The following is a 25,780-nucleotide window of genomic DNA, read 5'->3' on the forward strand; positions in this document are numbered from 1 at the left end:
TAAGACCTCGAGGGGCTAGGCGCTGGAGCTAGACAATTCTTGAAGTCGATTTTAACGTTCTTAACATCTCAACTAAAGGAGTGTTCATCCATGTTTAAAAAGATATTAATTGCCAACCGTGGCGCCATTGCTGTTCGAATTGAAAGAACATTGCGAAAGATGGGCATCCAATCTGTCGCTGTATATACGAAAGCCGATCAAGACAGCCTTCATGTAGACTTTGCCGATCAGGCCATATTAATTGGCGAAGGTCCTGCTAAAGATAGTTATTTAAATGCTGACCTCATTTTACAGGCAGCGATTGACAACGGAGTAAATGCCATTCACCCAGGCTATGGATTTTTAAGTGAAAATGCTGATTTCGCTCGTGCTTGTCGTGAAAAAGGAATTACTTTTATTGGACCAACTCCAGAGCAGATGGAGCTGTTTGGCTTAAAACACTCTGCACGTGAAATTGCGGTAAACGCAAATGTTCCCCTTCTTCCAGGAACATCTCTTATTACCGATTTAAACACGGCTCTTTTAGAGGCTGAACGGATCGGCTATCCGATTATGTTAAAAAGTACGGCCGGTGGCGGCGGAATTGGAATGCGAGTTTGCCACGATTCTCTCTCCCTCCGTGAGGCGTTTGATTCTGTGTGTAGATTAGCGGAGGCGAATTTTAATAATGGCGGTGTATTTTTAGAGAAATACATTCAAAAAGCCCGACATGTAGAGGTTCAGATATTTGGAAATGAGTATGGTGAAGTGGCTGCACTTGGTGAACGTGATTGTTCAATCCAGCGCCGCAACCAAAAAGTGGTTGAAGAAAGTCCCGCTCCCTGCTTCCCTTCTGCTGTAAGAGAAGAAATGCTTGCCTCCGCGAAACGATTAGCATCTGAAGTTGGCTATCGTAGTGCCGGTACGGTTGAATTTTTATATGATCCCAACGAGGAACGCTTTTATTTTCTAGAAGTCAACACCCGTCTTCAAGTGGAGCACGGTGTAACCGAAGAAGTGTTGAACATTGATTTGGTTGAATGGATGGTCCGGGAAGCTGCTGGTGAATTACGTTCCTTAGATTCACTCTACTCAGCTCCAAAAGGACACAGTATTCAGGCTCGTATCTATGCCGAAGATTGCTTAAATGACTTCCGTCCAAGTGGCGGTCAGCTTGATAAGGTTGTGTTTTCCGACAATGCGCGTATTGAAACATGGGTTCGTGATGGTCTAGTGGTTACTCCCCTTTATGACCCAATGTTAGCGAAAATTATTGTTCATGCGGACACCCGGGAAGAAGCACTGGATCAGTTGAGTTTAGCTCTTGAAGATACTCGCCTATATGGTGTTACCACAAATCTTCAATATATTCAGGCTCTATTGGCTGAAAAGGATTGCCGGACTGGAAATGTCCATACACAAATGTTAAAGGAGTTTTTCCCAGACGAATCTGCGATTGAAGTGCTCGATGGCGGAATCCAAACAACTGTTCAAGACTGGCCTGGTCGAGTTGGACATTGGGATGTAGGCGTTCCCCCTTGTGGACCGATGGATCCGTTCTCTTTTAGAATCGGTAATAAATTACTTGGCAATGAAGATCATGCTGCTGGTCTTGAATTGACACTTCGCGGCGGCTCCTATCGCTTCCGTAGTGATATGACGATTGTTTTATCGGGTGCAGATATGAATGCCAAGCTTGATGATCAGAAAGTACCAATGTATAAGGTTCTTGAAGTTCAGCGTGGACAGGTTCTTTCCTTTGGAGAAGCCGCTTCTGGTATGCGTACTTATTTATTAGTAGCTGGCGGATTGGATATGCCGCTTCATCTCGGTAGTGCATCAACCTTTACTCTCGGTGGCTTTGGCGGTCATGGCGGCAGAGCTCTTCGAACCGGGGATGTGTTACGCGTTAATCGAAGTGAGATTACTTTGACAAACGAGCTTCCTGCTGTAAAGCAACCTACTATCGAACAGAACTGGACGATTGGCGTGATCCCTGGTCCGCATTGTACAGAAGAATTTCTATTACCTGACTACTTAGATCAATTAACAAGCACAAGCTGGGAAGTTCATTTTAACAGCTCACGGACCGGTGTCCGCTTGATAGGTCCCGCTCCCCTTTGGGCACGAGAAGATGGTGGAGAAGCAGGTCTTCATCCATCCAATATTCACGATAACGCCTATGCAATTGGTACATTGGATTTAACTGGTGATATGCCAATTTTACTTGGACCGGATGGCCCTAGTTTAGGTGGATTCGTTTGTCCTGTAACCACTGCATCAGCCGAATTCTGGAAGATTGGCCAGCTACATGCCGGAGACCGGATTCAATTCCGCTTACTTACTCTTGAAGAAGCAGATAAGCTTCGTAAACAGCAAGAGCAATTTCTAGAATCAGTTGGCACAATGGATACTGGTATTGACGAACTTCCCTCCTTACCTAAAGAGGTTAAATCATTTTCAACGGACTACCCTGTTCTTCGTAGAGTTTCTAACGGTAACTTTCCGATGACGATTCGTGCAGCAGGAGATGCGAACATACTAATTGAATACGGCGACTTGGAGCTGGATCTTCTACTTCGTTTTCAGGTGCATGCCTTAATGGAAGCAATCAAAATGGAGTCAAACATTCCGGTATTAGATTTGACACCAGGTATTCGTTCCCTTCAGGTCCATTTTAATGCAACGGAAATGTCCATTTTATCTGCAGTTGAGATGATTGTTTCGATTCATGAGAAACTGCCTCGATTAGAAGAAATGGAAGTTCCGTCCCGTATTGTTCGCTTGCCGCTTTCGTGGGATGATCCGGCAACAAGACTTGCCATCGATCGTTACCAACAAAATGTACGACCTGATGCACCTTGGTGCCCAAGCAATCTTGAGTTCATCCGCCGCGTTAATGGACTAAAGGACATTGAAGAGGTAAAACGAGTTGTTTTTGATGCCAATTACCTTGTACTTGGTCTAGGTGATGTTTATCTTGGGGCCCCTGTTGCAACACCTGTAGACCCTCGTCACCGGTTAGTAACAACGAAATACAATCCTGCTCGAACATGGACACCGGAAAATGCTGTTGGAATTGGCGGAGCATACATGTGTGTATATGGAATGGAAGGACCTGGTGGATATCAATTTGTTGGGCGTACTGTCCAGGTTTGGAACCGTCTGCGCGAGACAAAAAGCTTCCAGAGAGACACACCATGGCTGCTTCGGTTCTTTGACCAAATTCAATTCTATCCAGTCAGTGCCGAAGAACTACTCGAAATGCGTGAAGACTTTTTACGAGGCCGCTTTGAAGTGGATATTACCGAAACAACTTTTAAACTTGGCGATTATTTAACTTTCCTAGACTCTATCAAAGAGAGCACGGAACAATTCCGTGAAACACAGCAAGCAGCCTTTCGTGCGGAACGAGAAAACTGGCGCAAAAATGGTCTTGCCGAATTTGTTTCAGAGCATGAAGTTGAGGAAGCTGTTGAGGAAGTTCTGCCAGAAGGTGCTGAAGGAGTTCGGACCGCCTTGCCAGGCAGCATATGGAAAGTACTAGTTGCCCCAGGCGATGAAGTAAAAAAAGGTGATACTTTAATTATTGAAGAAAGTATGAAAATGGAATTTCCACAACTGGCACCATGTGACGGCTTTATTCATTCGATCTATGTTTCACCGGGAGATGAAGTTCATGCAGGTCAGTTAATTGTCTCCATTACAAAGGAAAAGCGAGGTGCAACCAATGCAAACGATCAAAATACCGCAAACGCTGTGCATTCATGAGTTGAAGAAAAACTATCAATCTAATACACTTACACCGGAAGCCGTTTGTAAGGAAATTATCAAACGTGCAGAGGCAGATAAAGAGTTTAATATTTGGATTACCCCTCCTTCCATGGAGCTTATGCAGCCCTACCTCAATCGATTAAAGCAAATGGACCCAGAGCAAACACCGCTCTGGGGAATCCCTTTTGCGATCAAGGACAATATCGATTTAGCCAAAGTTTCGACCACTGCGGGCTGTGCAGAATTTGCCTATACCCCAACGGAACATGCTACAACAGTAAAGCGGTTAATTGAAGCAGGAGCCATTCCTGTTGGTAAAACCAATCTTGATCAATTTGCAACCGGACTTGTAGGAACACGGAGCCCCTTTGGAGAAACGAATAACGCTCTTAATCCTGAACTCATTAGCGGTGGCTCTAGTTCTGGTTCAGCCGTATCCGTTGCCCGTGGTCTTGCTTCTTTTTCTCTAGGTACAGATACCGCAGGGTCTGGACGTGTACCCGCTGCCTTAAATAGACTAGTAGGGTTTAAGCCTAGTCTTGGCGCATGGCCAGTTAAGGGTGTTGTTCCAGCTTGCGCGAGCATTGATTGTGTTACAGTATTTGCTAATAGTTTCAAGGAGGCCTTGCTTGTAGACGAAGTAGTCCGTGGGATTGACGAAGAAGATTCTTGGTCTCGTCCAATAAAGCGCCGTCCTAATGCACTCCCTGAAAAAATTCTTTTATTAAAAGAAGAACATGAATTTTTTGGACCCTATGCAGCCGAATATCGTCATGCATGGGAAGCTGCTATTGATCGGATTAAGCGCCTTTCGATTCCTGTTGAATACATTGATGGTAAATTTTTATCCGATGCAGCAGCAACTCTTTATGATGGACCGTGGGTAGCTGAGCGCTGGGCAGATTTAGGCTCCTTCATTACTTCTAACAAAGAGATCGCTTTTCCTGTAACAGAAAAAGTCCTCCGTAATGGTGCAAATCCGAAATATGATGCTGCTTCTGTTTTTAAAGCGATTCACAAGCTGCAAACTTATAAACAAAAAGCACATCAACAGCTTACCAATGCTGTATTGGTAATGCCAACAACCGGAGGGACATGGACACGTGACCAAGTTCGGGAGAATCCTATTGAAACGAACAGTAAAATGGGGCTTTATACGAATCATTGCAACCTTTTAGACCTCTGCGCCATTGCGGTGCCAAGCGATGATGCCGCAGAAAATCTGCCATTTGGCATTACAATGTTTTCTGGAAATGAAAACGAACACTTGATTTCCGGTCTTGCGGAACTTTTTCTACACGGGGTAAAATCTTCATCAAATACCACTACCGCCCTTGTCGCTGTATGTGGCCTGCACATGAGAGGATATCCACTGGAGAAACAGATGATTGAACACCAAGCTGTATTTGTTCGCGAGACCAAAACAGCTGCTAAATACAAAATGATCAAGTTAGCCACTGTTCCAGCAAAACCTGGTTTAATTCGGAATCATGCAGGAACTTCGATTGAATTGGAGTTGTGGGAAATGCCACTTTCAGAGGTTGGTTCTTTTGCTTCCTTAATCCCTTCCCCGCTTGGTCTTGGGAAAGTAGAGCTCGAAGATGGCAGCGAAGTTTTAGGATTTGTCTGCGAGGCAATCGCTGCGGAGGGTTCTGAAGATATTTCGTATACTGGCGGTTGGCGCTATCTTTAATTAAGAAATGTAGAGAGCCCATATAGAATTGTTCTACGTGGGCTCTTTGATTTAGGGGCTCATGAACCTTCTTATCGCCCATTGTCTAGCTTTTTTGCTTTTTCGGGACTTATAAACCCATCTTATCGACTATTCCGCTAGCTTTTTTGCTTCTTCGGGGCTTATGAACCCTTCTTATCGACCGTTGTGCTAGCTTTTTTGCTTCTTCGGGGCTTATGGACCCTTCTTATCGACCGTTGTGCTAGCTTTTTTGCTTCTTCGGGGCTTATGAACCCTTCTTATCGACTATTCCGCTAGCTTTTTTGCTTCTTCGGGGCTTATGAACCCTTCTTATCGACTATTCCGCTAGCTTTTTTGCTCCTTCGGGGCTTATGAACCCTTCTTATCGACCGTTGTGCTAGCTTTTTTGCTTTTTCGGGGCTTATGAACCCTTCTTATCGACTATTCTGCTAGCTTTTTTGCTTCTTCGGGGCTTATGAACCCTTCTTATCGACTATTCCGCTAGCTTTTTTGCTTCTTCGGGGCTTATGGACCCTTCTTATCGACTATTCTGCTAGCTTTTTTGCTTCTTCGGGGCTTATGAACCCTTCTTATCGACCGTTGTGCTAGCTTTTTTGCTTCTTCGGGGCTTATGGACCCTTCTTATCGACTATTCTGCTAGCTTTTTTGCTTCTTCGGGGCTTATGAACCCTTCTTATCGACCGTTGTGCTAGCTTTTTTGCTTCTTCGGGGCTTATGGACCCTTCTTATCGACTATTCTGCTAGCTTTTTTGCTTCTTCGGGGCTTATGAACCCTTCTTATCGACCGTTGTGCTAGCTTTTTTTCTTATTCGGGGCTTATGAACCCTTCTTATCGACTATTCCGCTAGCTTTTTTGCTCCTTCGGGGCTTATGAACCCTTCTTATCGACCGTTGCGCTAGCTTTTTTTCTTATTCGGGACTTATGAACCCTAATCGACTAATTCCACTTCAAGCCATTTCCGTACACTATTTATAAACCAAATCTTCGAGCTTAATCGTAAGTCTGCAATCGTTAAGATTCTTTCACGAATGATCCCTTCTTTTAATAACCTCTCTCTGAAGGTACCAGCTAACAAGCCACTTTCTACAGGTGGTGACCATAGCTCCCCCTCCATTTCCAAGACAAGGTTCCCATTCGTAAATTCAGTTAACTCTTCATCCTTATTCCATAGTAATACATCAAAAACATCAGAAGGCTTGTCCTTCTGAAATGCACTATAAATGGAACGATTTGTCGTTTTGTGATAAAGAAACGGATTGTTGGAATCGATTGGCTTACTAGCAAGCTGCACCTTTAAAATAGAGGACGGTGCAAATACAGGTTGAGCATCTAGTGTTACTTCCCCATTCTTGGTTATAGTTAAGCGAACTTTGAATTTACCACTACTGTTTTGACCAGCAAATCCATCTAGGCACTTTTGGAGTTCCTCTATTTGAATTGAAAATCCAAAGTATTTTGCTGACTTTTTTAACCGGTCAAGATGTTCTGTTAACAAGAAATATTCTCCATCGTCTAATAAAATGCTCTCTAACAGTTGGAACTCTGGACGATCTTCCTCCAGTAAACTTGCTTTTGCAAGTACTTCATCATATTCACCCCGAGAGGTGGAATCCCAGGTGATCCCTCCCCCAACCCCATAGGTGGCCACTCCTTTTTGCTGATCAATCAGTACGGTCCTAATGGGTACATTGAAAACTGCTTCTTTATTTGGGGTAATATAACCGATTGCCCCACAATAGACTTCACGGGGCTGCTTTTCCAAATCATCAATGATTTTCATCGTGCTGACCTTTGGTGCGCCAGTAATCGATGCACACGGAAAGAGTGCTTTAAAAATATCAACGATCCCTTTATTTTCAGCCACTTTTGCTGTTATGGTGGAGGTCATTTGATAGACCGTTGGATAGGGTTCAATCTCGTATAATTTGGGTACTTTAACCGTTCCTAATTCCGCCACAACAGATAAGTCATTTCGCAACATATCAACAATCATAACATTCTCTGCCCGGTTTTTTTCAGATTGATAAAGCCAAAGAGCATTGGCCTCATCCTCTTCAAAGAACCTCCCTCGCTTAATCGTCCCTTTCATCGGTCGGGTAGTAATCTCATCACCATCCAAACGGAAAAATAACTCAGGAGATGCGGATAAAACACTATATTCTCCTGTGTTGATATACGCACAATAATCAGAAGACTGCGCTTTTTTCAGCTTCTGAAAAAAAGCAAAATCATCTCCCTGGAATTGGCTATGTAGCCGAATTGTATAATTGGTTTGATAGGTATCGCCTCTTTCGATTCCCTCCTTTATAGCTTCAATTGATTGTGTGTATTCCTCCATACTTACGGAAGACTGCCATTCTGATAGCGTATAATCCCCTGTATGACCTAAGCATTGTTGTTCTGGTTCTGAAAAAATACCAAACCAGATAAGTGGCATCTGATAATTTGAATTTGTGACAAAGGCAGAATCAAAGGCAGGCGCACTTTCATAAGATAAAAATCCTGCAGCATAATAACCATTATTAACTTCTTCCTGAACTTGCTCGAAACATGGTAATACTTCATTTATGGAAAAAGCAGCCATTACTTTTAGCGGTTCTTTAAATATGAGAGGGTTAATTTCTCCGTTTAAATTTGCGAATTCAAAAACTAGCCATGGTTCTTTTGTATTCATCGTGACGTCCTTTTAATAATTAATTTTTTTTACAGTATAAATAGTGACAATAATTAATGCGAAACGCAACTCTTTTCCTTTTATTTTATCTACTATTATAATATGTTAATGAAGATTGTATGTAGATAAAGGAGTTTTTGAAATGATTAATGTTTTATTTGTATGCCTCGGCAACATTTGCCGCTCACCGATGGCGGAAGCTTTATTTCGTGACCAAGTAAAAACAGAAAATTTATCGGACAAAATTAAAGTGGATTCCGCTGCGACGAGCTCGTGGCATATTGGTTCTCCACCACACAAAGGGACTCTCGCAATTTTAAAGAAATATAAAATCTCTGCACAAGGTCTCGTAGGACGCCAATTAACAAAGGGGGACTTCGAGCAGTTTGATTATATTGTAGGGATGGATAATAGTAATGTTCAGGACATTTCAGAGATAACTGGAATGCCAAAACATCCCAAAATTATTCGTCTGCTGGATTTAACGGAACACAGAAAAGATGTACCCGATCCATATTATACCGGGGATTTTGAAGAAACCTATAACCTAGTTTCTGAGGGGTGTAGCGCATTATTGGAGAAAATTTATGAGGAATATAACTTATCCTAATAGGGTTGGAAAAATTGATTTTCTGAATATACCAACTTAGATTGACTTCCTACAGACACGCGTGATTTCTGGCGTGTGTTGTCCGAACTTCGCTTGACTTCGGACAGCTCCGCGTGATTTCTGGCGTGTGTTGTCCGAACTTCACTTGCCTTTGGACAGCTCCGCATCATTTCTGGCTTGGGCTGTCCGAACTTCGCTTGACTTCGGACAGCTCCGCATCATTTCTGGCGTGTGTTGTCCGAACTTCGCTTGACTTCGGACAGCTCCGCGTGATTTCTGGCATGTGTTGTCCGAACTTCGCTTGACTTCGGACAGCTCCGCGTGATTTCTGGCGTGTGTTGTCCGAACTTCGCTTGATTTCGGACAGATCCGCATCATTTCTGGCTTGGGCTGTCCGAACTTCGTTTGATTCGGACAACCCCTATCATTTCTGGCTTGGGCTGTCCGAACTTCGCTTGACTTCGGGCAGCATCGCATCATTTCTGGCTTGGTCTGTCCAAACTTCGCTTGACTTCGGACAGACCCGCGTGATTTCTGGCTTGGGCTGTCCGAACTTCTCTTGCCTTCGGACAGTTCCACATCATTTCCGGCTTTGGCTGTCTGAACTTCGCTTGACTTCGGACAGCTCCGCCGAATACGGAACTGTTTCGGACAGGAAGGCCCGTATTCAGACAATCTTCTGCTCTACCCTGGAGATTTCTCTCTATTAAATAAGAAACTATCATAAAAGATAGTTTTTTTTAGTAGAATTTTAACTTTCTCTGTTCACGATATATGTCATTAAATGCTTCAGAAAAGTGATATTCATAGGCATCTCTTGCAGTACTTCCATGGCTAAACAATAATGATTCCACATCTCTTTTCTAGCACCAGCCAGACCTAAGATGGATACAAAAGTGGAATTGTTATTTTCAGCATCTTTACCAATAGATTTTCCAATACTTTTAAATTCCCCTTCCACATCCAATACATCATCCTTAATTTGGAAGGCTATTCCGGCATGATAGGCAAATTTCCTTAATGCACCCATTTCAGCTTCACTAGCCTGGGCGAGCATCGCAGGCATAATAAGAGAAGCTTCGAAGGCAATTCCAGTTTTATAGAAAGATAGACGATTCAATTGTTCAAGTGTCAATAGTTTCCCTCTAGACTCCAGGTCCATCGCTTGACCCTGACACATCTTTTCTGTTACTTGAGATGAATATTGAATCAAACGTAAAACAGTTTTTGCATCAAACTGTTCAAGACATGTTTGTTCCTCAATAGCCCGCTGTGTCAAATAGAGTCCGGTCAATTCAGCTACAGCAACATTATATTTCTTATGGACAGTAAGGCGCCCTCTACGGGTCGACGAATCATCTTGAGATGGCAAATCATCAAAAATTAAGGAAGCTGTATGCATATACTCTAATGAGCGAAGCAGAGGTTTTATCGCCGATTGGGATAATCCAAAACCACTAACACCAACCACCCAAGTAATGATCGGTCTCAACCGCTTCCCATTACCTTCAAGACTAAAATTGGCAGCATCTATGATGGCTTTGTTAACAGGAACATCCTCTGTCTTAAGAATGCTCAAACTACTATTGATCTGATTACGAACATATTCAATCGTATCCAAAAAGTCTTCCTGTTCGTTTCGTTCCTGTTTTAAAGTCAAAATCATATGGTCCCTCAGTAGTTTATCAAAAAAATCTACATCATCTGCTTTAACGACCATTTGTTGAATAAGACGATTAAAATCTGGATTTCTAGAAGAAAAAAGGTCCATTATTTCATTGTATTTTTCGGTCCCAATTCGCTCTTTAAAGCGTTTCAATCCGTTAATAGCACGATCAAGCATAACCTCACAGGTCCTTTGATCAGAGTGATACACATTATGGATTAAATGAGCAATGACCGCCCAGTATAATTCAAATGGATTAATCAAATCTGGACGCTGTTCATGGTATTTTAAATAATACGTATAGGGTGTCACGGCGCCAGCCTTTAAATCATCAAACATATCAGCAAAATCATCGGCCAGCTGATTGTAAATACCATAATAAAATGTCCGATTGTCAAAGCCCTCATCCTCAGAAGCACTAATGACAGAGCGGACAATCAAACGAGAAGAAGATGATTTTATAATTACCGGTATAAAGAGCTCTTCATTAGTATAATCAGACCTGTTTAAATCCCTGTCACGGTCTATTTCTTGTGAATTAAAAAACACATAGGATTGTTCAAAAAAGGATGTTAATGTTTCCGGACGCTGTTCATTTTTAATGTATTCATAAGCCTCACGAAGCTCTGCGTGGATATATTGAATCAAATCTTTATTTTCACCTGTCCAATCTCCCAGTTCCGGTACAGATCCAGTAATGAGGGTGGTCCGTATTAAGGTGGAATATTGTTTTTTTTCGCCAGCGGATAAAACGGTGGAATCAAGCAGGTCGTCAATGAAGGGATAGGTTAGTCCATACGAAAGCCCAAGCCTTAACGCTTTGTCCAGTCTTTGTTTCCGTTCTTCCGGAGATACGTTGTCATCCATTTCTTCAACCACATGCATGATGACCCCAGCAATAATTTTGATTAGTTTTCGCTGGGCATGATCTGGATCCATTCCCTCTGGAATATGATTAGATACCGTCTTTAATTTATCTATTACCCAGATTATCGCCGATTCGATACCTTCCCTCTCCGCCCATCGATACAACCCAGCCATACTAAACGTATCACTGTTATCTTTTCGACTTGTAGTCAGATTATTTTTTAAACGATTAACCGTACGTCTTATCCTATCTTGTGTCTCTGGCATATCTAAAGCTTTGCCCAAATCCCTCAAATATAGGTAAGAAATACTACGATCAAGGTAACGATCTAATTTGCCAGTATAATCAAGCCAGCGGATATAATTGACATACCCATCGGAATTCCTATTTTTCTTTTTCCTGGAAAAAAAAGATAAGATTGAGTGATGATGAATATGGTTTTGTTTCCATGAATGAAAATCCTTTGTTAAGACATCAATATAAGACTTATCTAGGACTTGTTGAAAAAGTGATTGAAAATATTGGGCAGCTCTATGCTCTGCCATCCGATAGCTTATATCAGCGTTTTTGATTAGTTCCTTATTCATGCAATCATTACCCCTACTATAAGTTCTCACCAATATAAAGTGAGTTAATAAACTAAAACGCCTGTATAAAACAACGACCCTAATTGGCTAGATCTTATTTCATATGTATACATTTCATTATAAAGTAGGATGTTACTTTAAGACTAACAAAAATCATTACAAATGCGAATAAAATAGGCTATGCAAGTATCTTATCTTATTCAATCGTATTAATCTGAAGAACTAATTAATTAGGATGAAGCGGGAATAATAAAAAAGAAAGCCCGTTCTAATCACTTAGAGACAGGCCCTTGATTTAAGAAAAAGCTTCCCTTTCCATTTTGGTAAATGTTTGACTTAAATCCTTTAATATATAAAGTCTTGACGTTATAAGAAATAGATCTTCGTAGTTTTTCTGTACATATCCATTAATAATTTCAAGTCCTTTACTAAAATGGTCGACTAAATAATGTGTATACTTTTCATCCCAGGAATATTGATTGATACGCAAAAGTTCGTCGGCGATAATTTGGAACTTATACTCTTCGATTAGCAATTTTACTTGGTAAAGTTTATCAGGTTGAAAACGGAAGCTATTTTTATGCTCATGGTTTTTTTGAACATATTTGATAAAATCATGTATATTTTCAGCCAACAAAATAGCTTTTTGCATCTCAAACTTCATATTTATACCCCCTTTAGCTCTTTAAAAAGAGTTTATGTTTTTATAATGTGTTCTGACACTTTAAGATTTTATGGTTGACAGTATTGACTTAGTCTGTTTATAATTTATTTCGCACACGAAATATTCTTATAGTTAATATTAGGATTTAGAAAGAAGGGAGGGCAGAGATGGATATACTAAATAATGAAATCATGGCAAGCTTTGTGGAAATTAATAAAGCCATCAATAAGCTGATTAAAATAGACGCAGAGAAGTTAGGCATCACTGCCGTACAATTAAAGGCACTTTATAGAATTAACTATAATCCTAATATGAGTTTAGGGGAACTTGCCGAAAAATTAAAACTGACTAATAGTACAGTGAGTGGTGTTATTGATCGCTTGGTTCATCATGGACTAGTTGAGAGGGAGATACCGCCAGGAGATAGAAGGACAGTCTCCATTCAATTAACAGATGAGGGAAAAAGAACGTTAAATCAGTTTAATTCCTCGGATTCAATATTAATGAAGAAGCTTAGAGAAGTCCTTGAACTACCGGAAGAGGAAATCTCTCACCTACTACGTCTTCATAATCTGGTATTACAAAAGCTTACATTAGAGGAGGAATAGAGTAAATGAGCATGAAACGTTTACTTTTATTGAACATTATTATTTTACTTGTTTTAGTTGGCGCTGGTTTTGGAGGGTACGCCTACTATAATAAAACCGTTAATTATTTAACCACAGATAACGCACAAATTTCAGGACAACAAGTTTCGATTGTTGCTCCTGCTAGCGGAAAATTAACAGGTTGGGATGGAAAAGTGGGCGATACTTTTTCTAAAGATCAGACAATTGGTACAATCTTAACGACAGGCACAAATGGTCTGCCAACAGAAATGAAAGTCACTCTACCAACAAATGGAACGGTGGTTCAAACTGGTGCCGTCCAAAACGCGTTTGTTGCAGCAGGAACACCACTTGCAACAGTGTATGATTTAAACAATTTATGGGTAACAGCAAATATTGATGAAACCAAGATTGATGAAATTGCTACCGGGCAGGATGTAGATATTTACGTTGATGCATTCCCGAATACAGCATTAAAAGGTAAAGTACAACAAATCGGCTTAGCAACTGCAGGTACATTCTCATTATTACCAAGTTCAAATAACACAGGAAATTACACAAAAGTAACACAAGTTGTTCCTGTAAAAGTATCCATTGATGACAATAAAGGCGTAGCAATTGTTCCTGGTATGAACGTAACCGTGCGAATTCATAAGTAGGTGATAAGATGTCAATATATATCACGGTTTATATCCTTTTAGCCATTTTGGTGTTACTGTTGATCAATTTTACCGTGTTCAGACAAAGAAAAACGAAAACCGATCAAACAGAAGTGACAAATCAAGAAGTAGAAAATATTGCTAAAACCGAAAAGATAAAAGAGCAAGAAACTTTATCTAACAATGTAGTAAATACTGCAAAAACCGAAAAGATAGAAGAGCACGAAACTTTATCTAACGATGTAGAAAATATGCTTGAGCATAATGCTATAGCAGAGCCTGCTTTAGAGTATGTGGAAGCAGAGGTACAACCAAAAGAAGAAGTTGTTCATCAAGAGAAACCGACCAAAAGTGAAACTGAAAAATCTTCAGGAACAGGTAAGATTTTAACTGCTTTAATGCTTGGGGCATTTGTTGCGATTCTAAATCAAACCCTGCTTAATGTGGCGATTCCACATATTATGAATGATTTAGGTGTTTCCGCGAATACGGTTCAATGGCTTTCAACAGGATATATGTTAGTAAACGGAATCCTAATTCCGGTTACGGCGTATTTGATAGAAAAGTTTGGAACAAGAAAACTTTTTATCATTGCCATTTTTCTATTCACGATAGGATCCTTAATCTGTTCCCTTTCCATAAATTTCACTATGCTGATGTTAGGAAGGGTCGTTCAAGCAAGCGGTGCCGGTATCATAATGCCTCTATTGATGACGGTCATGTTCGCCCTATTCCCTCCGGAAAAACGAGGGAAAGCAATGGGACTTATGGGCGTTGTCATGATATTTGCTCCTGCTGTCGGTCCAACATTATCTGGCTGGCTGATTGGACATTATTCTTGGAGATTATTGTTTGATATTGTAATTCCAATTGGTATATTAGATTTAATTTTTAGCTTCATGTGGATGAAAGATGTAACCAAAACAACGAATCCAAAATTTGATTTCCCTGGATTATTATTTTCAACTATAGGATTTGGATTTTTGTTATATGGATTTAGTGAAGCAGGAAGTGATGGCTGGGACAGTTCAACTGTTGTTATTTCATTAATAATTGGTGCAATTTCTATCCTGGCGTTTATCTGGCGAGAACTTACAACCGATAAACCAATGTTAAATTTAAGAGTATTTAAATACGATATTTTCGCTTTAACTACCATTATAAGTATGATTGTTAATATGGCTATGTTTGGTGCGATGATTTTACTTCCTATTTATTTACAAAACATTCGTGGTTTTACGGCCCTACAATCCGGTTTACTGATGCTTCCTGGTGCGATTATCATGGGAATTATGTCGCCGATCTCTGGTGCCCTATTTGATAAAATTGGTGCAAGATGGCTTGGAGTAATCGGTTTAACCATAACCACTATTACTACTTGGGAATTTACCAAATTAAGCATGACAACAAGCTATACTCATCTCCTCCTCCTTTATGTATTTAGGATGTTTGGGATGTCATTCATTATGATGACAATTATGACAGAAGGTCTTAATCAGTTGCCTCGACATCTTGGAGCACATGGTACGGCCGCCTCTAATACGGCAAGACAAATTGCCGGTAGTATTGGAACTGCCTTCCTTGTTACCATTATGTCTACAAGGTCTGAAGTACATTACGGTCAAGCCTTAAGTACAGTAACTAGCGCAAATCCTTTCATCGGGGGTCAATTTTCATCGCTTACTCAAGGCTTAGCAGCTTTAACACACATGTCAACTGCAGCTGGAAAACAACTTTCAACCTATGTAGTTTACGGTCAAGTCATGCAGCAAACTACTATTGATGGGATTAATGATGCATTTATTGTGGCAACAATCTTAGCATTTGTAGCCTTGCTATTGGTATTCTTTGTTAAACGGGCACAGATAAATAAACAATAAATATAAAATAAGGCATCCCAAAAGTTTAACTTTTAGGATGCCTTTTTTCTATAAAAAAAGCTGCTCATTAAGATAGCAGCTTTTTACTAATTCTGATTATAATCCAAGCGCTTTTCTCGTTATTGGCCCTACTATACCATCTGCTTGAAGATGATGGTCACTTTGGAAATGACGAACTGCACTATCTGTATTGGCTCCAAAGATACCATCCGCCCCTTTCGTGTTGTAACCAAGAGATGTAAGTTTTTGCTGAAGCGTCACGACAGCAGGTCCTCTGCTTCCTTTTTTAAGAGTTTCTGTAATCGTGGTAACCGGGACGGAAGGTGTTCCTTTCCCACCCTTTAATCCATTGGCCACGGCAATGGCATCGAAAGATGATTTAGATGTGGTAATAACTACCGGAGTATTGATCGGCACCTGATTAAATAGCCACTCTACCTCATTATCATACATCCGAACACAGCCACCGCTCACATAATGGCCAATTGAGCTTGGATTATTATTACCGTGGATTGCGTAGGTTGTTCCCCATGTACCACGTGCATTTAAACCAAGCCAGCGGTTACCAAGAGGATTACGCGGGTCCCCTCCAGGAATATGCCCATGGTAGTAGGGACGGTTAACAATTTTGGTAACAATTTTAAACTTCCCTTCTGGTGTTAAGGAAGGACTTCTCCCTGTGCCTACCATAAATTCTTTTTTCAAATTGCCATTTTCATAGTATGCTAGTCGGTTGGTTGCTTTGTTAATGATAATAAACTTGCTGACCGTCGCCGCAGAACTCGGAGTTACCTCAAAACATAAGCTAAACAAGCAAAGAAAAGCTACACTAACTAAAACTAACCATTTTTTCCGCAAATTAATCCCCCCAACCCCGTTCAAAATAACTAATCCGTGTATTTTATGTTGGTAAGGCATATCCACATGACTATTTTATGTGACTTAATTCGTGTTAGTTTAGTCCGTGTCATACCCACTATATAACTATTTCTACATTTTTTTCCTATTCCCTCTTTTAAGAGTACAAAATTAGTTAAATAATGAATATAACAGCTTATTTCTTTGTACCTAAAAAAAAGACTTATTGAGAAAGTTGCTCAATAAGTCTTTAATCCACTACACATGTAAATTTCAACTGCTAATTATGCTGATATTCTTATATTATGATCTTTTTTCTTTTTAAATGAATATAGTATAAATAATAGAATAAACCATATAGGTGTTAATAATAAGGCTGTGCGAGTGGATTCGGCAAATAGCATAATGATAAGGATAAATGCAAATAATACTAAAACAACATAATTAATAAATGGTGTGAACGGTGCTTTGAAAGTCGATTTTTTTCGTAGGTCTGGTCGTAACTTCCGATATCGCAAGTGGCAGACTAAGATTATCCCCCAGACCCAAATAAAGCAAATCGCACTAATCGTTGTTACAATTCCAAAAGCTTGTTCTGGAATCAGCTTACTCAATAGAGCTCCAACTGATAAAACAAGAGCAGAAACAATTAATCCATTACTTGGCACATGATTTTTATTTAATTTTGCAAAAAAGGCAGGTCCCTGTTTATTGCTGCTTAAATTAAACAAAATTCGGCTCGTTGAAAACAAACCACTATTACTAGCTGATGCAGCAGATGTTAATACAACAAAATTGATGATACCCGCGGCAATTGGAATACCTACTAAACTAAATGTTTTAACAAATGGACTATTTTCAGCATTTAACTGTGTCCAAGGGTTTATACATAAAAGGATGAACAATGCTCCGACATAGAAAAATAGAATCCTAGCAGGAATTTTATTTATCGCCGATGGAATATTTTTTTGAGGATTCGCTGTTTCTGCTGCAGTTACACCCACCAATTCAACGCCTACATAGGCAAAAACGACCATTTGAAAAGAAAGAAAGAAACCTGATACACCATGCGGGAAAAGACCGCCATATGCCCAAATATTTTTTACAGAAACGGCAGCTGTTTCTGTTTTGAAACCCATAATTAAAAAAATAATTCCAATACCGATTAAAGCAAGAATCGTTATGACTTTGATTAAAGCAAACCAAAACTCTAATTCTCCAAATAGCTTAACGGTTAATAAATTTAGTCCTAATAACAAAATCAAGCAAACAACGGCAGGAACCCATTGCGGGATATGAAACCAATATTGAACATATACACCAACCGCAATAATATCAGCCATTGCGGTCATGATCCAGCAAAACCAATATGTCCATCCGGTCACATATCCTGCCCAAGGACCAATATAATCCTCAGCTATGTCAGTAAAAGATTTATAGCCGGATTTGGATAAAAGAAGCTCACCTAATGCTCTCATGACAAAAAAGCAGGCGATACCTACGATAATATAGGCAAACATAATCGATGGACCAGCTAATTGGATTGCTTTTCCCGATCCTAAAAATAACCCAGTTCCAATCGTTCCGCCAATCGCAATCAATTGAACGTGCCGATTTTTTAAATCCCTTTTTAATTCTTGCTGTGCCACATTAAACTCCCCCTAATGGTAATCATGTAATATTCTTATCCATGTGAAATACTGAACAAGAAGTAAACCAATAAAAAAGAGATTGGAATTTCTCCAATCTCTTTAAGGGCGTAAGAATAACAAATAAAATCTATTACTCTAGTGATAGAATAATAAATCGTCTTCGTACTCTTCTGTCCTTTTGCCTGAGATTGTGAACCCTTCGGCGCCGCATAGGTAGCGGTCTCTCCAGAAGCTGCTCCTGCTATAGTGTGATCCATAGCAATCATAGCTTGAAAATATTTAGTTTTATAGGGTTGAATGAAGCTTTCAACCTCAGGATTTAACTATTGTTGAATAATTTATAATTTTAGTAGTATTAACTCAATTTGTCAATACTCTTTTTTTCTTAATTATTTTTTTCCTCATCAGTCTCTTTGTCTGATTCTTGCTCCTTTTTGTCCTCAACAGGGGCTTCTAACAACTCTAAAGTCTGTGATTCTAAAACTTCAGCACGACTTTGCCCATATAATGCTACATAGATTTGTTCAATCTCCTCACCAGTTAAGTCCCCACGAGTTAACAGCTCTTCTGCAATCCGGTGGACAAAATCCGCATTATCATTGACTAGTTTCTTGACTTTCGTCATTTCAGACTTTAAGAGCTCATTGATTTTTGCTCTTAGTGCCCTAAGACCATCCGTACGAGAACCAACAGCAAGCCAACTAAACAGCTCTTCCCCCATACCGACTATTCCCAAGTAAGCTCCCGCAAGTTCGGTTGCCTGTCTTAAGTCAGAAGTAACACCATTTAATTTCTTATTTAAAAACTCTTCTTCAACCGCACGGGCTGCTAAACAAACCTGAATTTCCGCCAATATTTCTTTGTCAGTACGATTATACCGTTCATGTGTAGGTTTTGTAGCCGCCAGACCAAGTGCTCCTCCTCTGCGAATAATGGTCACCTTCCAAACTCGTTCATGCGGTTTTAAGAGGAATTGTGCTACCGCATGACCTGCCTCATGATAGGCAACATTTCGTTTTTCATCATCACTCATAGACCTTAGTGGCTGTTTGAGACCCCATTCATATGTCTCCATGGCAGCACGGAAGTCCTCATAACTGGCAACTTGTGCACCACGTTGATGGGCAATAACAACAGCTTCATTTACGATATGCTTTATTTGTGCAGGGGAATAACCAATGGTGTCCAGTGCTGCCCTTTCAGGGGTAAAAGAGGAGTCTTTTTTTACCTTTTCAAGATAATATTGAAAAACATCGATTCTGCCATCATAGTCGGGGGAATCGACCCAGAGTTTCCGGTCAAAACGCCCTGGACGGAGGAGTGCTTGATCAAGTACATCTGGAAGGTTGGTTGCGCCAACTGTAAGTACGGGCGGTCGATCCGCCTTCTTCCGGCGAAGTCCAAGTGTACGGAGTAGCTTCGAGAACCAACCGTTATCAATGTTTGGCGGGTCCATCTGTAATAGCAGTTCATTAAGCAAACCTGAACCACCCATCCCCATTAGTCCGCCCATCATTCCTCCTCCACCGCCTCCAGCCTGACGGCTCATACCAATAGCGTCGATTTCATCGATAAAAATAATACAAGCCCCATATAGTTTTGCAAGCTTTCTAGCCTTCTTATATAGCCCCATTACTTTAAGGTTTCCAACACCAAAAAACATATTTTGAAAGCTTGGAGCAGAAGCATATGCAAAAGGCACCTGTGCTTCATTTGCTATTACCTGTGCGAGATATGATTTTCCTGTTCCAGGAGGTCCACAGAGTAATAAGCCGCGGATGGCCTCACCACCCATTTCTTTAAACTCTTTCACTCCTTTAAGTAGCGTTACGATTCGTTCTGCATTTTCAACAATCTCAGGATTTCCCCGGTAATCCGACCAGGTGGAGCCTGTTTCGCCTGGCAAAATCCAATAAGTTCTGCCTCGAGCCAAGAACCAAAATAGTGCAACAAACTGGATAATCATAAACAGCATTGCGAAGAGCAGCTGCAATAACAAACTGAGAATACTGATGACAATCCCCCAAACTGTTGGTCCACTATTAAGCAAATATATACTTATAATGACAACAGCTGCGACCCAGAGGATTATTTTACGCCACTTTACCCACCGGTATTTCCTCATGGTCCCACATCCCTTTCTGAATATTTCGAAATTTAATCATACGTTTGTTCTTTTCATTTCATTCCTAAACCATTTTTTTATCTAGAATACTGATATTTATTCTTCGTTCTTGTTAGTCATGCCTATTGGAAAGATTGAAATTTATAATATAGAACTCAAATGGCTTATTATTAAACAATGATTAACTAAAAAACCCTCCAAAATATTTTGGAGGATTTCTGACATGGATTATTTAAATTTCTTTATAATATCTAATAAATATTTTATTGCAACGGCTAGCCCGCCAACGAAGAAGAATGCGATTAAAATCCACCCAGTCGGGTCGATTGTGAACATGGAAATAAGGAAATTCAATGGAACAATGTAGTAGAGGATGTCTCTCAAATAACCTAAAATAAAATCGGATGTGAGAGTTCCTTTCCAGAATGATTTTATAAATCCTACTAAAAGGTCAAGAATCATAAGTCCAAAAACGGCCCACATTGTATAAAGCATCCACTCTGAGAGTGTAAAGATCATAAATTATCACCACCTTACTACATGATATGCTTGTAATAAAAGCAGGTGATGGTGTATGAAAAGTTTTGTTCACAGAATATTCATAAAATAAGATACATAAAAAATGCACCTCATTAGGTGCATTTCGAATTACAATGCTCATAAATTAAGCCACAAATTTGTTTCATTTCGATAAATTAGCCGGGTTAAGATATTTTAAAAATATAATAAATCCACTTTTTCCTTTGCTTCCAAATTCTCAATCATGGTATACCAAGACTCAGGCTTATTTGGTAACACAGTATAATAGCGTTTCAGGAATCTCACAATTAAATCAGTATCCAGTTCATGCGCTTCCACATCCATTGGGAGAAAGCATAGATCAAGCCCAGTTACAGCTTCCCCATCATTATTCCAGGATGGATGAACATATGAGAAATCAAGACGTTGATACCCAAGGTGTGCTAACACTTCCCTGCGGACATAAGGATCCATTGGCTTAACACCGCCGAATTCATAATGGTCTACACGATATGGATCATAGATTTCCGCAAACATCCCCGATAGTGTTTTACCATTCGCTGCTGCTAACTCATGTAAATCTACTAACCTTTTTTGTGCTAGAAATGGACCAATTCCCAATCCAGCTTGACCGATAATTGTGAAATCTGTCATCGCAACATTAAAGTCCTCATAATATCGGTACTCAGTTGCCCCCACTACTTTCCCATCAAGAACAGCCACAAAAACACGAATTCCCGGATCTTCTAATGGTTCCTTCCATAAATCGAATTCTAATACTTCCTCTGGAGGGAATACATCTTGCATTAATTGGTGCATTTGTTTAAATAACGGATCATTGATATTCGTAATTCTACTATATTCCATTTCATTCCTCCTAATTTTAAACTAATTGAAAAAATGGATTCTTCCACTCCATAAGGGTTCCATAGTTACACGATTCCTCGTCCTCTAAATAATCAGCGACTACTTTGACAGGAGTTCGACCGCAATGAAAGAGAAAGGTAATCACAGGATCTTTTAAGTCTCCTTTGACAACGGCATCAATGTATTGTTCCGCCGACATTTGATCCGCATGTCGATGATATCCAGGCATCCTGCCTCCCCCAAGCAATCTTTCCAGCCGCAGGTGAACCACTACGTCATACATCGAAAACATTAACCATTTACCCAATCCTAATTTTCGATAAGCTGGTCGTACCCCAATATCAACAACGTACAGAGTGTTTCCTTTAGGGTTATGGTTACGAATATAGCCATTATCGGTGATCTCCTCCCAAGAGTGTTCAGGATGATTAGGATCAAAATCAACAAGCAAACCAGTCATAGAGCCAGCGATTTCCCCCTTCACCTCAATACACAAGGCTCCTTGTGGAAATAGGTTCACATGGTTCAATAACTGATCTGCATTCCACCATAATTCGGAAGGAAATGGAGGAGGAAAACTTTCCTGTTGAATCCGAATTAAATCAGGAAAGTCTTTCTCTTCATAATTTCGAATGACTACTGGAACAGGTGTTTCTCCGTCGAAAACAAAAAATTCTTTTTGATACATGGTAGTCCCCCATTTCTAACTGCGAATAAGCTCTCCTGTTTCCCAATCCGGGTAAAGGTCTGTTCGGCGGTCACGCCATGTAGTAACAGATCCCTTCTCACGAACTTGATATAAAAGTTCTAAGTTAAGATCTGCTGTAACGATCATATCTTGATTAAATTCCCCTTCAACCATGATACCTTTTGGTGGGAATGGAACATCATTTGGTGTGATTACTACTGCCTGCCCAAAATTGGCCCGCATGAAATCAACAGTTGGCAGCGAACCAACGGTTCCTGTTGTGACGACATAGACTTGATTTTCAATCGCTCTTGCATGACTTGTATAACGGACTCGATGGAAGCCATGACGGTCGTCTGTGCATGATGGACAGAATATAACATCTGCTCCTTTCGCCTTTGCCATGCGGACGATTTCCGGAAATTCGATGTCATAACATGTTAACATTGCGATTGTGCCTTTTTCTGTTTCGAAAACCTCTAGGCTATCTCCTGCACTCATATTCCATTCATTAACTTCGGTAGGTGTAATATGAAGTTTTGCCTGTTCCACAACCCTGCCATCTGGGTAAAACATATGAGCAACATTCAAAAGACGATCACCTTTGCGAATGACATGTGTGCCGCCAATAATGTGCATTTTATACGTTCTAGCTAAACTGATAAATAAAGCACGGTATTGTTCGGTAAAACTTGGTAATTCCTGGATAGTTAACGCATCCCCATTAGCATTGCCAATGGACATAAGCTGAGTAGTGAAAAATTCAGGAAATATGATAAAATCCGATCCAAATTCTTCTGCTGTTTTTATATAATGCTCCACTTGATTTGTAAATTCTTGAAAAGAATGAATCTTATGGAGATGATATTGAACCGCTGAAACTCTTAATTGCATAATATCCCCTCTTCCTTACTGATACTTTAAACCTATTATCTGCAAATTATTTATAGTAAACAAGTACAAACTTTTTAGTTACTTAGTGTAAAAAAGTATACTATAAAGGAAGTTAGTCCTAATGTCCTTATCGAAATGAAAATAAACTTCTCATACGAATATAACAGCCAGCTTTAACACACAAAAAAAAAAAGAGACAATGTTTTACAATACATTGTCTTAGCGTATTATTCTTATTATTAGCAATTACTTAATCGATTCTTGCCTTTCTAATGGCTTTAAGCCAATGGTCTCCATATAATCTTTTCCCCAATCATACATAGCCTCTAAAATAGGCATCAAACTTCTCCCATGTTCTGTAAGAGAATATTCCACTTTAGGTGGAACGACTGGATAAACTTCACGGTGAACAATTAGGTCTTCTTCCAATTCACGCAATTGATTAACCAGCATTCTTTGAGTGATTCCTGGCATAAGAGCCTTCAACTCACCAAACCTTTTGGTACCTTCTTTGCCAAGATGCCAAAGTATAAGCATTTTCCATTTACCACCGATGACTGAAAGTGTTAATTCCTTTTCACAGTTAAACATCTTATCTTGCATTCGAGACATTACACTTCACCTCAAGCCTATTATAAACTTCGGTATACTTTTTAGCACTATATAAAAGAAAAGTATGTACCTTCAATATAAAGACATACATTCTATACTTGCAATTGCTCGGTGAAGAATTGTTGATTGAGGTTAAAAATATACATATGATTTTTAACCATTTTTGTTTTTGTGAATTGTACATAAAAAATAAGATGAAAATCAATAACTCTTAAGATAAATAAAAAAAGGGAACATGGAGTCTGGCAGTTTATGATTAATATGTAAGCGACTTCAATATAAAAGTTAAAAGATGAAGGGAGATTTTTAAATGAGCAAAATCAAAACATGCGTTAGCTTATATAGTTTACAAGATGAATATTTAAATAAACGTATGAGCTTAGAAGATATCTTTAAATTTTTGGCAGAGAATGAAGTGGAAGGAATTGAAATTATTCCAGATCAAATGCTTCATAATACCCCCCATCCTTCTGAAAAAACATTAGCAGAATGGGATCGTTTAGTAAGCACTTATAAGATGAAACCAGTCATTGCCGATGTTTTCTTGAATACAAACCTGTACAAGAATAGGGAATTAACGAAAAAGGAATGTGTCGATTTACTGATTGAGGAAATTAAGCTTGCCAACCGTTTGGGGATTAAATTAATCCGATTAGTATCGATGGTACCCGCTTTTGTTATTGAGCCATTATTGCCATATGCTGAAAAATATAATGTCACTTTGGCGCTGGAAATTCATGCAGGTTTGAGCTTTGATGTACCGAAAACACAAGAATTTATTAAAGAAATGAAGCGATTGAATTCTCCTTATGTAGGGCTTGTCATTGATACAGGAATTTTCTGCCGCAGACTGCCAAGAGTAATGGCTACTTATTGCAAACATTTAGGGGCAAATCAGGAAGTGATTGATTATATTAATGATATTTTCGCTCAAGGAAAAGATCCTAGAAAAGTAATTCTGGCAAATGGCGGCCAATTTCCAGATGAACTAAAAAAATTATTAAAATCAGAAGCCGATCACTTCTTCGCACATATGGCAGATGGTTATGAAAATGAGCCATATAGTGTTTTAGATGAATATATACCATATATTAAACATTTCCACTTCAAATTATTTGAAATGACAGAAACTGGTGAAGAATATTCTATGGATTATAAAGGAATTCTACAATATCTGAACGAAAAAGGATATGACGGTTATGTTTCTACAGAATATGAAGGAAACCGCTGGGTACTTCCTGGACATCCAATGGTGGAAAAAGAACAAGTATTAGCCCATCAGAAACTAATTCGAAATGTTATTAAAGAATTAAACGGACAGGAGGTATATTAATATGTTTGATAATAATGTGTTTCTTGAAAATACATGTAAAAATATTGAAGAAGCAAGTAAAATAATGGGATTTGAATTAAAAACCAACATCACCTATTATCGAGGCATTCCACTTTCCATGGTAAATGATATTCGTGTGGAAGTGGACGGCGAAAAGGTTCCTCGTGAGAATATTTTATGTTCAGTAGACGGTGTTGACTGGTTTTCGTTAGATGAAATGGAAACCGTTACGTCCTATAAATGGGAATATGGTGAACCACTAACGGTTCAAGTTCGTCAGGATGGCGGTTTATCAAAAGGAACTCATGAAGTTGCATTAGATGTAATCGTCCGTACTGCCTATATTCCAGTACCTTTAGCCGGTCGAAAAGTTAGAAATGTAGAAATAGCATAAAAATCACCCCCTTACCGGATTCAAGAGGGCACTGAAAAAGTCCACATTTTAAGCAGTTTAAAGGTAGATTTTATCGACCTTTCAACTGCTTTTTTGTTTTATAATAAAATTATTAAATTTTACGGTGGTATTCAGATGATTTCCGATCAAGAAT

20 protein-coding genes and 1 riboswitch are annotated in these 25,780 nt (G+C 39.5%); of the genes, 8 read left to right on the forward strand and 12 right to left on the reverse strand.

Features of this window, described 5'->3' with window-relative positions; genetic code table 11:
* Positions 1 to 90: 90 nt before the first annotated feature.
* On the forward strand, positions 91 to 3,750 hold the full coding sequence (gene uca / locus JOC76_RS19830) for an urea carboxylase (protein WP_205180516.1): 3,660 nt from the start codon (positions 91 to 93) through the stop codon (positions 3,748 to 3,750).
* Complete coding sequence (atzF, locus tag JOC76_RS19835; RefSeq protein WP_205180517.1) at positions 3,710 to 5,446, forward strand: allophanate hydrolase; 1,737 nt, start codon at positions 3,710 to 3,712, stop codon at positions 5,444 to 5,446. The genes uca and atzF overlap by 41 nt, the downstream gene beginning before the upstream one ends.
* A gap of 950 nt (positions 5,447 to 6,396) precedes the next feature.
* Here the strand turns inward: atzF and pabB are convergent.
* Positions 6,397 to 8,142 (reverse strand): aminodeoxychorismate synthase component I, encoded by a 1,746-nt coding sequence (gene pabB, locus JOC76_RS19840; protein ID WP_205180518.1) that lies wholly within the window; start codon positions 8,140 to 8,142, stop codon positions 6,397 to 6,399.
* A gap of 142 nt (positions 8,143 to 8,284) precedes the next feature.
* Here pabB and JOC76_RS19845 point away from each other — a divergent pair, with 142 nt between their 5' ends.
* Positions 8,285 to 8,752, forward strand: coding sequence for a low molecular weight protein-tyrosine-phosphatase (locus JOC76_RS19845; RefSeq protein WP_205180519.1), 468 nt, complete (start codon positions 8,285 to 8,287; stop codon positions 8,750 to 8,752).
* A gap of 141 nt (positions 8,753 to 8,893) precedes the next feature.
* Here JOC76_RS19845 and JOC76_RS19850 read toward each other — a convergent pair whose 3' ends face one another.
* The 3 genes from JOC76_RS19850 to JOC76_RS19860 form a co-directional block, all read right to left on the reverse strand.
* The gene (locus tag JOC76_RS19850; protein ID WP_205180520.1) at positions 8,894 to 9,427 is read right to left on the reverse strand and encodes a hypothetical protein; all 534 of its coding nucleotides are present in this window, start codon (positions 9,425 to 9,427) and stop codon (positions 8,894 to 8,896) included.
* 76 nt (positions 9,428 to 9,503) lie between these two features.
* Positions 9,504 to 11,873 (reverse strand): polyprenyl synthetase family protein, encoded by a 2,370-nt coding sequence (locus tag JOC76_RS19855; protein WP_205180521.1) that lies wholly within the window; start codon positions 11,871 to 11,873, stop codon positions 9,504 to 9,506.
* Positions 11,874 to 12,168: 295 nt separating this feature from the next.
* On the reverse strand, positions 12,169 to 12,537 hold the full coding sequence (locus JOC76_RS19860) for a hypothetical protein (RefSeq protein ID WP_205180522.1): 369 nt from the start codon (positions 12,535 to 12,537) through the stop codon (positions 12,169 to 12,171).
* A 167-nt stretch (positions 12,538 to 12,704) separates the two neighbouring features.
* Here JOC76_RS19860 and JOC76_RS19865 point away from each other — a divergent pair, with 167 nt between their 5' ends.
* From JOC76_RS19865 to JOC76_RS19875, 3 genes are all read left to right on the forward strand, one after another.
* Positions 12,705 to 13,145 carry a MarR family winged helix-turn-helix transcriptional regulator gene (locus JOC76_RS19865; RefSeq protein ID WP_205180523.1) on the forward strand — a complete coding sequence of 147 codons (441 nt, stop codon included), beginning with the start codon at positions 12,705 to 12,707 and terminating at the stop codon, positions 13,143 to 13,145.
* A 5-nt stretch (positions 13,146 to 13,150) separates the two neighbouring features.
* Positions 13,151 to 13,804 (forward strand): HlyD family secretion protein, encoded by a 654-nt coding sequence (locus JOC76_RS19870; RefSeq protein WP_205180524.1) that lies wholly within the window; start codon positions 13,151 to 13,153, stop codon positions 13,802 to 13,804.
* Between the two features lie 398 nt (positions 13,805 to 14,202).
* On the forward strand, positions 14,203 to 15,684 hold the full coding sequence (locus JOC76_RS19875; RefSeq protein WP_372441978.1) for a DHA2 family efflux MFS transporter permease subunit: 1,482 nt from the start codon (positions 14,203 to 14,205) through the stop codon (positions 15,682 to 15,684).
* A gap of 96 nt (positions 15,685 to 15,780) precedes the next feature.
* Here JOC76_RS19875 and JOC76_RS19880 read toward each other — a convergent pair whose 3' ends face one another.
* From JOC76_RS19880 to hxlR, 8 genes are all read right to left on the reverse strand, one after another.
* Complete coding sequence (locus JOC76_RS19880; RefSeq protein WP_239557841.1) at positions 15,781 to 16,542, reverse strand: L,D-transpeptidase family protein; 762 nt, start codon at positions 16,540 to 16,542, stop codon at positions 15,781 to 15,783.
* 284 nt (positions 16,543 to 16,826) lie between these two features.
* On the reverse strand, positions 16,827 to 18,191 hold the full coding sequence (locus JOC76_RS19885) for an amino acid permease (protein ID WP_205180527.1): 1,365 nt from the start codon (positions 18,189 to 18,191) through the stop codon (positions 16,827 to 16,829).
* A gap of 163 nt (positions 18,192 to 18,354) precedes the next feature.
* Positions 18,355 to 18,433: riboswitch (glycine riboswitch) on the reverse strand.
* A gap of 146 nt (positions 18,434 to 18,579) precedes the next feature.
* Positions 18,580 to 20,319 carry an AAA family ATPase gene (locus JOC76_RS19890; RefSeq protein WP_205180528.1) on the reverse strand — a complete coding sequence of 580 codons (1,740 nt, stop codon included), beginning with the start codon at positions 20,317 to 20,319 and terminating at the stop codon, positions 18,580 to 18,582.
* Positions 20,320 to 20,547: 228 nt separating this feature from the next.
* Positions 20,548 to 20,838, reverse strand: a complete 291-nt coding sequence (locus JOC76_RS19895; protein WP_205180529.1) for a hypothetical protein — start codon at positions 20,836 to 20,838, stop codon at positions 20,548 to 20,550.
* 195 nt (positions 20,839 to 21,033) lie between these two features.
* A complete protein-coding gene (locus tag JOC76_RS19900) occupies positions 21,034 to 21,705 on the reverse strand; it encodes a GNAT family N-acetyltransferase (protein ID WP_205180530.1) in 672 nt (223 codons plus the stop codon).
* Positions 21,706 to 21,721: 16 nt separating this feature from the next.
* Positions 21,722 to 22,393, reverse strand: coding sequence for a GNAT family N-acetyltransferase (locus tag JOC76_RS19905; RefSeq protein WP_205180531.1), 672 nt, complete (start codon positions 22,391 to 22,393; stop codon positions 21,722 to 21,724).
* A gap of 15 nt (positions 22,394 to 22,408) precedes the next feature.
* On the reverse strand, positions 22,409 to 23,287 hold the full coding sequence (locus JOC76_RS19910) for a carbon-nitrogen hydrolase family protein (RefSeq protein ID WP_205180532.1): 879 nt from the start codon (positions 23,285 to 23,287) through the stop codon (positions 22,409 to 22,411).
* 246 nt (positions 23,288 to 23,533) lie between these two features.
* Positions 23,534 to 23,899, reverse strand: coding sequence for a transcriptional activator HxlR (gene hxlR / locus JOC76_RS19915; RefSeq protein WP_205180533.1), 366 nt, complete (start codon positions 23,897 to 23,899; stop codon positions 23,534 to 23,536).
* A gap of 310 nt (positions 23,900 to 24,209) precedes the next feature.
* On the opposite strand from hxlR, the gene JOC76_RS19920 reads away from it, so the two are divergent.
* The gene (locus JOC76_RS19920) at positions 24,210 to 25,232 is read left to right on the forward strand and encodes a sugar phosphate isomerase/epimerase family protein (protein WP_205180534.1); all 1,023 of its coding nucleotides are present in this window, start codon (positions 24,210 to 24,212) and stop codon (positions 25,230 to 25,232) included.
* 1 nt (position 25,233) lies between these two features.
* Positions 25,234 to 25,626 (forward strand): C-glycoside deglycosidase beta subunit domain-containing protein, encoded by a 393-nt coding sequence (locus JOC76_RS19925; RefSeq protein ID WP_205180535.1) that lies wholly within the window; start codon positions 25,234 to 25,236, stop codon positions 25,624 to 25,626.
* Positions 25,627 to 25,780 lie beyond the last annotated feature (154 nt).

Source organism: Neobacillus cucumis, assembly GCF_016908975.1.
Classification (GTDB): Bacteria; Bacillota; Bacilli; order Bacillales; family Cytobacillaceae; genus Neobacillus; species Neobacillus cucumis.

Coding starts and splice junctions, on each gene's coding strand:
- JOC76_RS19890 (WP_205180528.1), bottom strand. CDS start 20,319: ATGAGGAAATACCGGTGGGTAAAGTGGCGTAAAATAATCCTCTGGGTC.
- JOC76_RS19860 (WP_205180522.1), bottom strand. CDS start 12,537: ATGAAGTTTGAGATGCAAAAAGCTATTTTGTTGGCTGAAAATATACAT.
- JOC76_RS19905 (WP_205180531.1), bottom strand. CDS start 22,393: ATGTATCAAAAAGAATTTTTTGTTTTCGACGGAGAAACACCTGTTCCA.
- pabB (WP_205180518.1), bottom strand. CDS start 8,142: ATGAATACAAAAGAACCATGGCTAGTTTTTGAATTCGCAAATTTAAAC.
- JOC76_RS19855 (WP_205180521.1), bottom strand. CDS start 11,873: ATGAATAAGGAACTAATCAAAAACGCTGATATAAGCTATCGGATGGCA.
- JOC76_RS19845 (WP_205180519.1), top strand. CDS start 8,285: ATGATTAATGTTTTATTTGTATGCCTCGGCAACATTTGCCGCTCACCG.
- JOC76_RS19925 (WP_205180535.1), top strand. CDS start 25,234: ATGTTTGATAATAATGTGTTTCTTGAAAATACATGTAAAAATATTGAA.
- JOC76_RS19900 (WP_205180530.1), bottom strand. CDS start 21,705: ATGGAATATAGTAGAATTACGAATATCAATGATCCGTTATTTAAACAA.
- JOC76_RS19865 (WP_205180523.1), top strand. CDS start 12,705: ATGGATATACTAAATAATGAAATCATGGCAAGCTTTGTGGAAATTAAT.
- atzF (WP_205180517.1), top strand. CDS start 3,710: ATGCAAACGATCAAAATACCGCAAACGCTGTGCATTCATGAGTTGAAG.
- JOC76_RS19920 (WP_205180534.1), top strand. CDS start 24,210: ATGAGCAAAATCAAAACATGCGTTAGCTTATATAGTTTACAAGATGAA.
- uca (WP_205180516.1), top strand. CDS start 91: ATGTTTAAAAAGATATTAATTGCCAACCGTGGCGCCATTGCTGTTCGA.
- hxlR (WP_205180533.1), bottom strand. CDS start 23,899: ATGTCTCGAATGCAAGATAAGATGTTTAACTGTGAAAAGGAATTAACA.
- JOC76_RS19895 (WP_205180529.1), bottom strand. CDS start 20,838: ATGATCTTTACACTCTCAGAGTGGATGCTTTATACAATGTGGGCCGTT.
- JOC76_RS19870 (WP_205180524.1), top strand. CDS start 13,151: ATGAGCATGAAACGTTTACTTTTATTGAACATTATTATTTTACTTGTT.
- JOC76_RS19875 (WP_372441978.1), top strand. CDS start 14,203: ATGCTTGGGGCATTTGTTGCGATTCTAAATCAAACCCTGCTTAATGTG.
- JOC76_RS19910 (WP_205180532.1), bottom strand. CDS start 23,287: ATGCAATTAAGAGTTTCAGCGGTTCAATATCATCTCCATAAGATTCAT.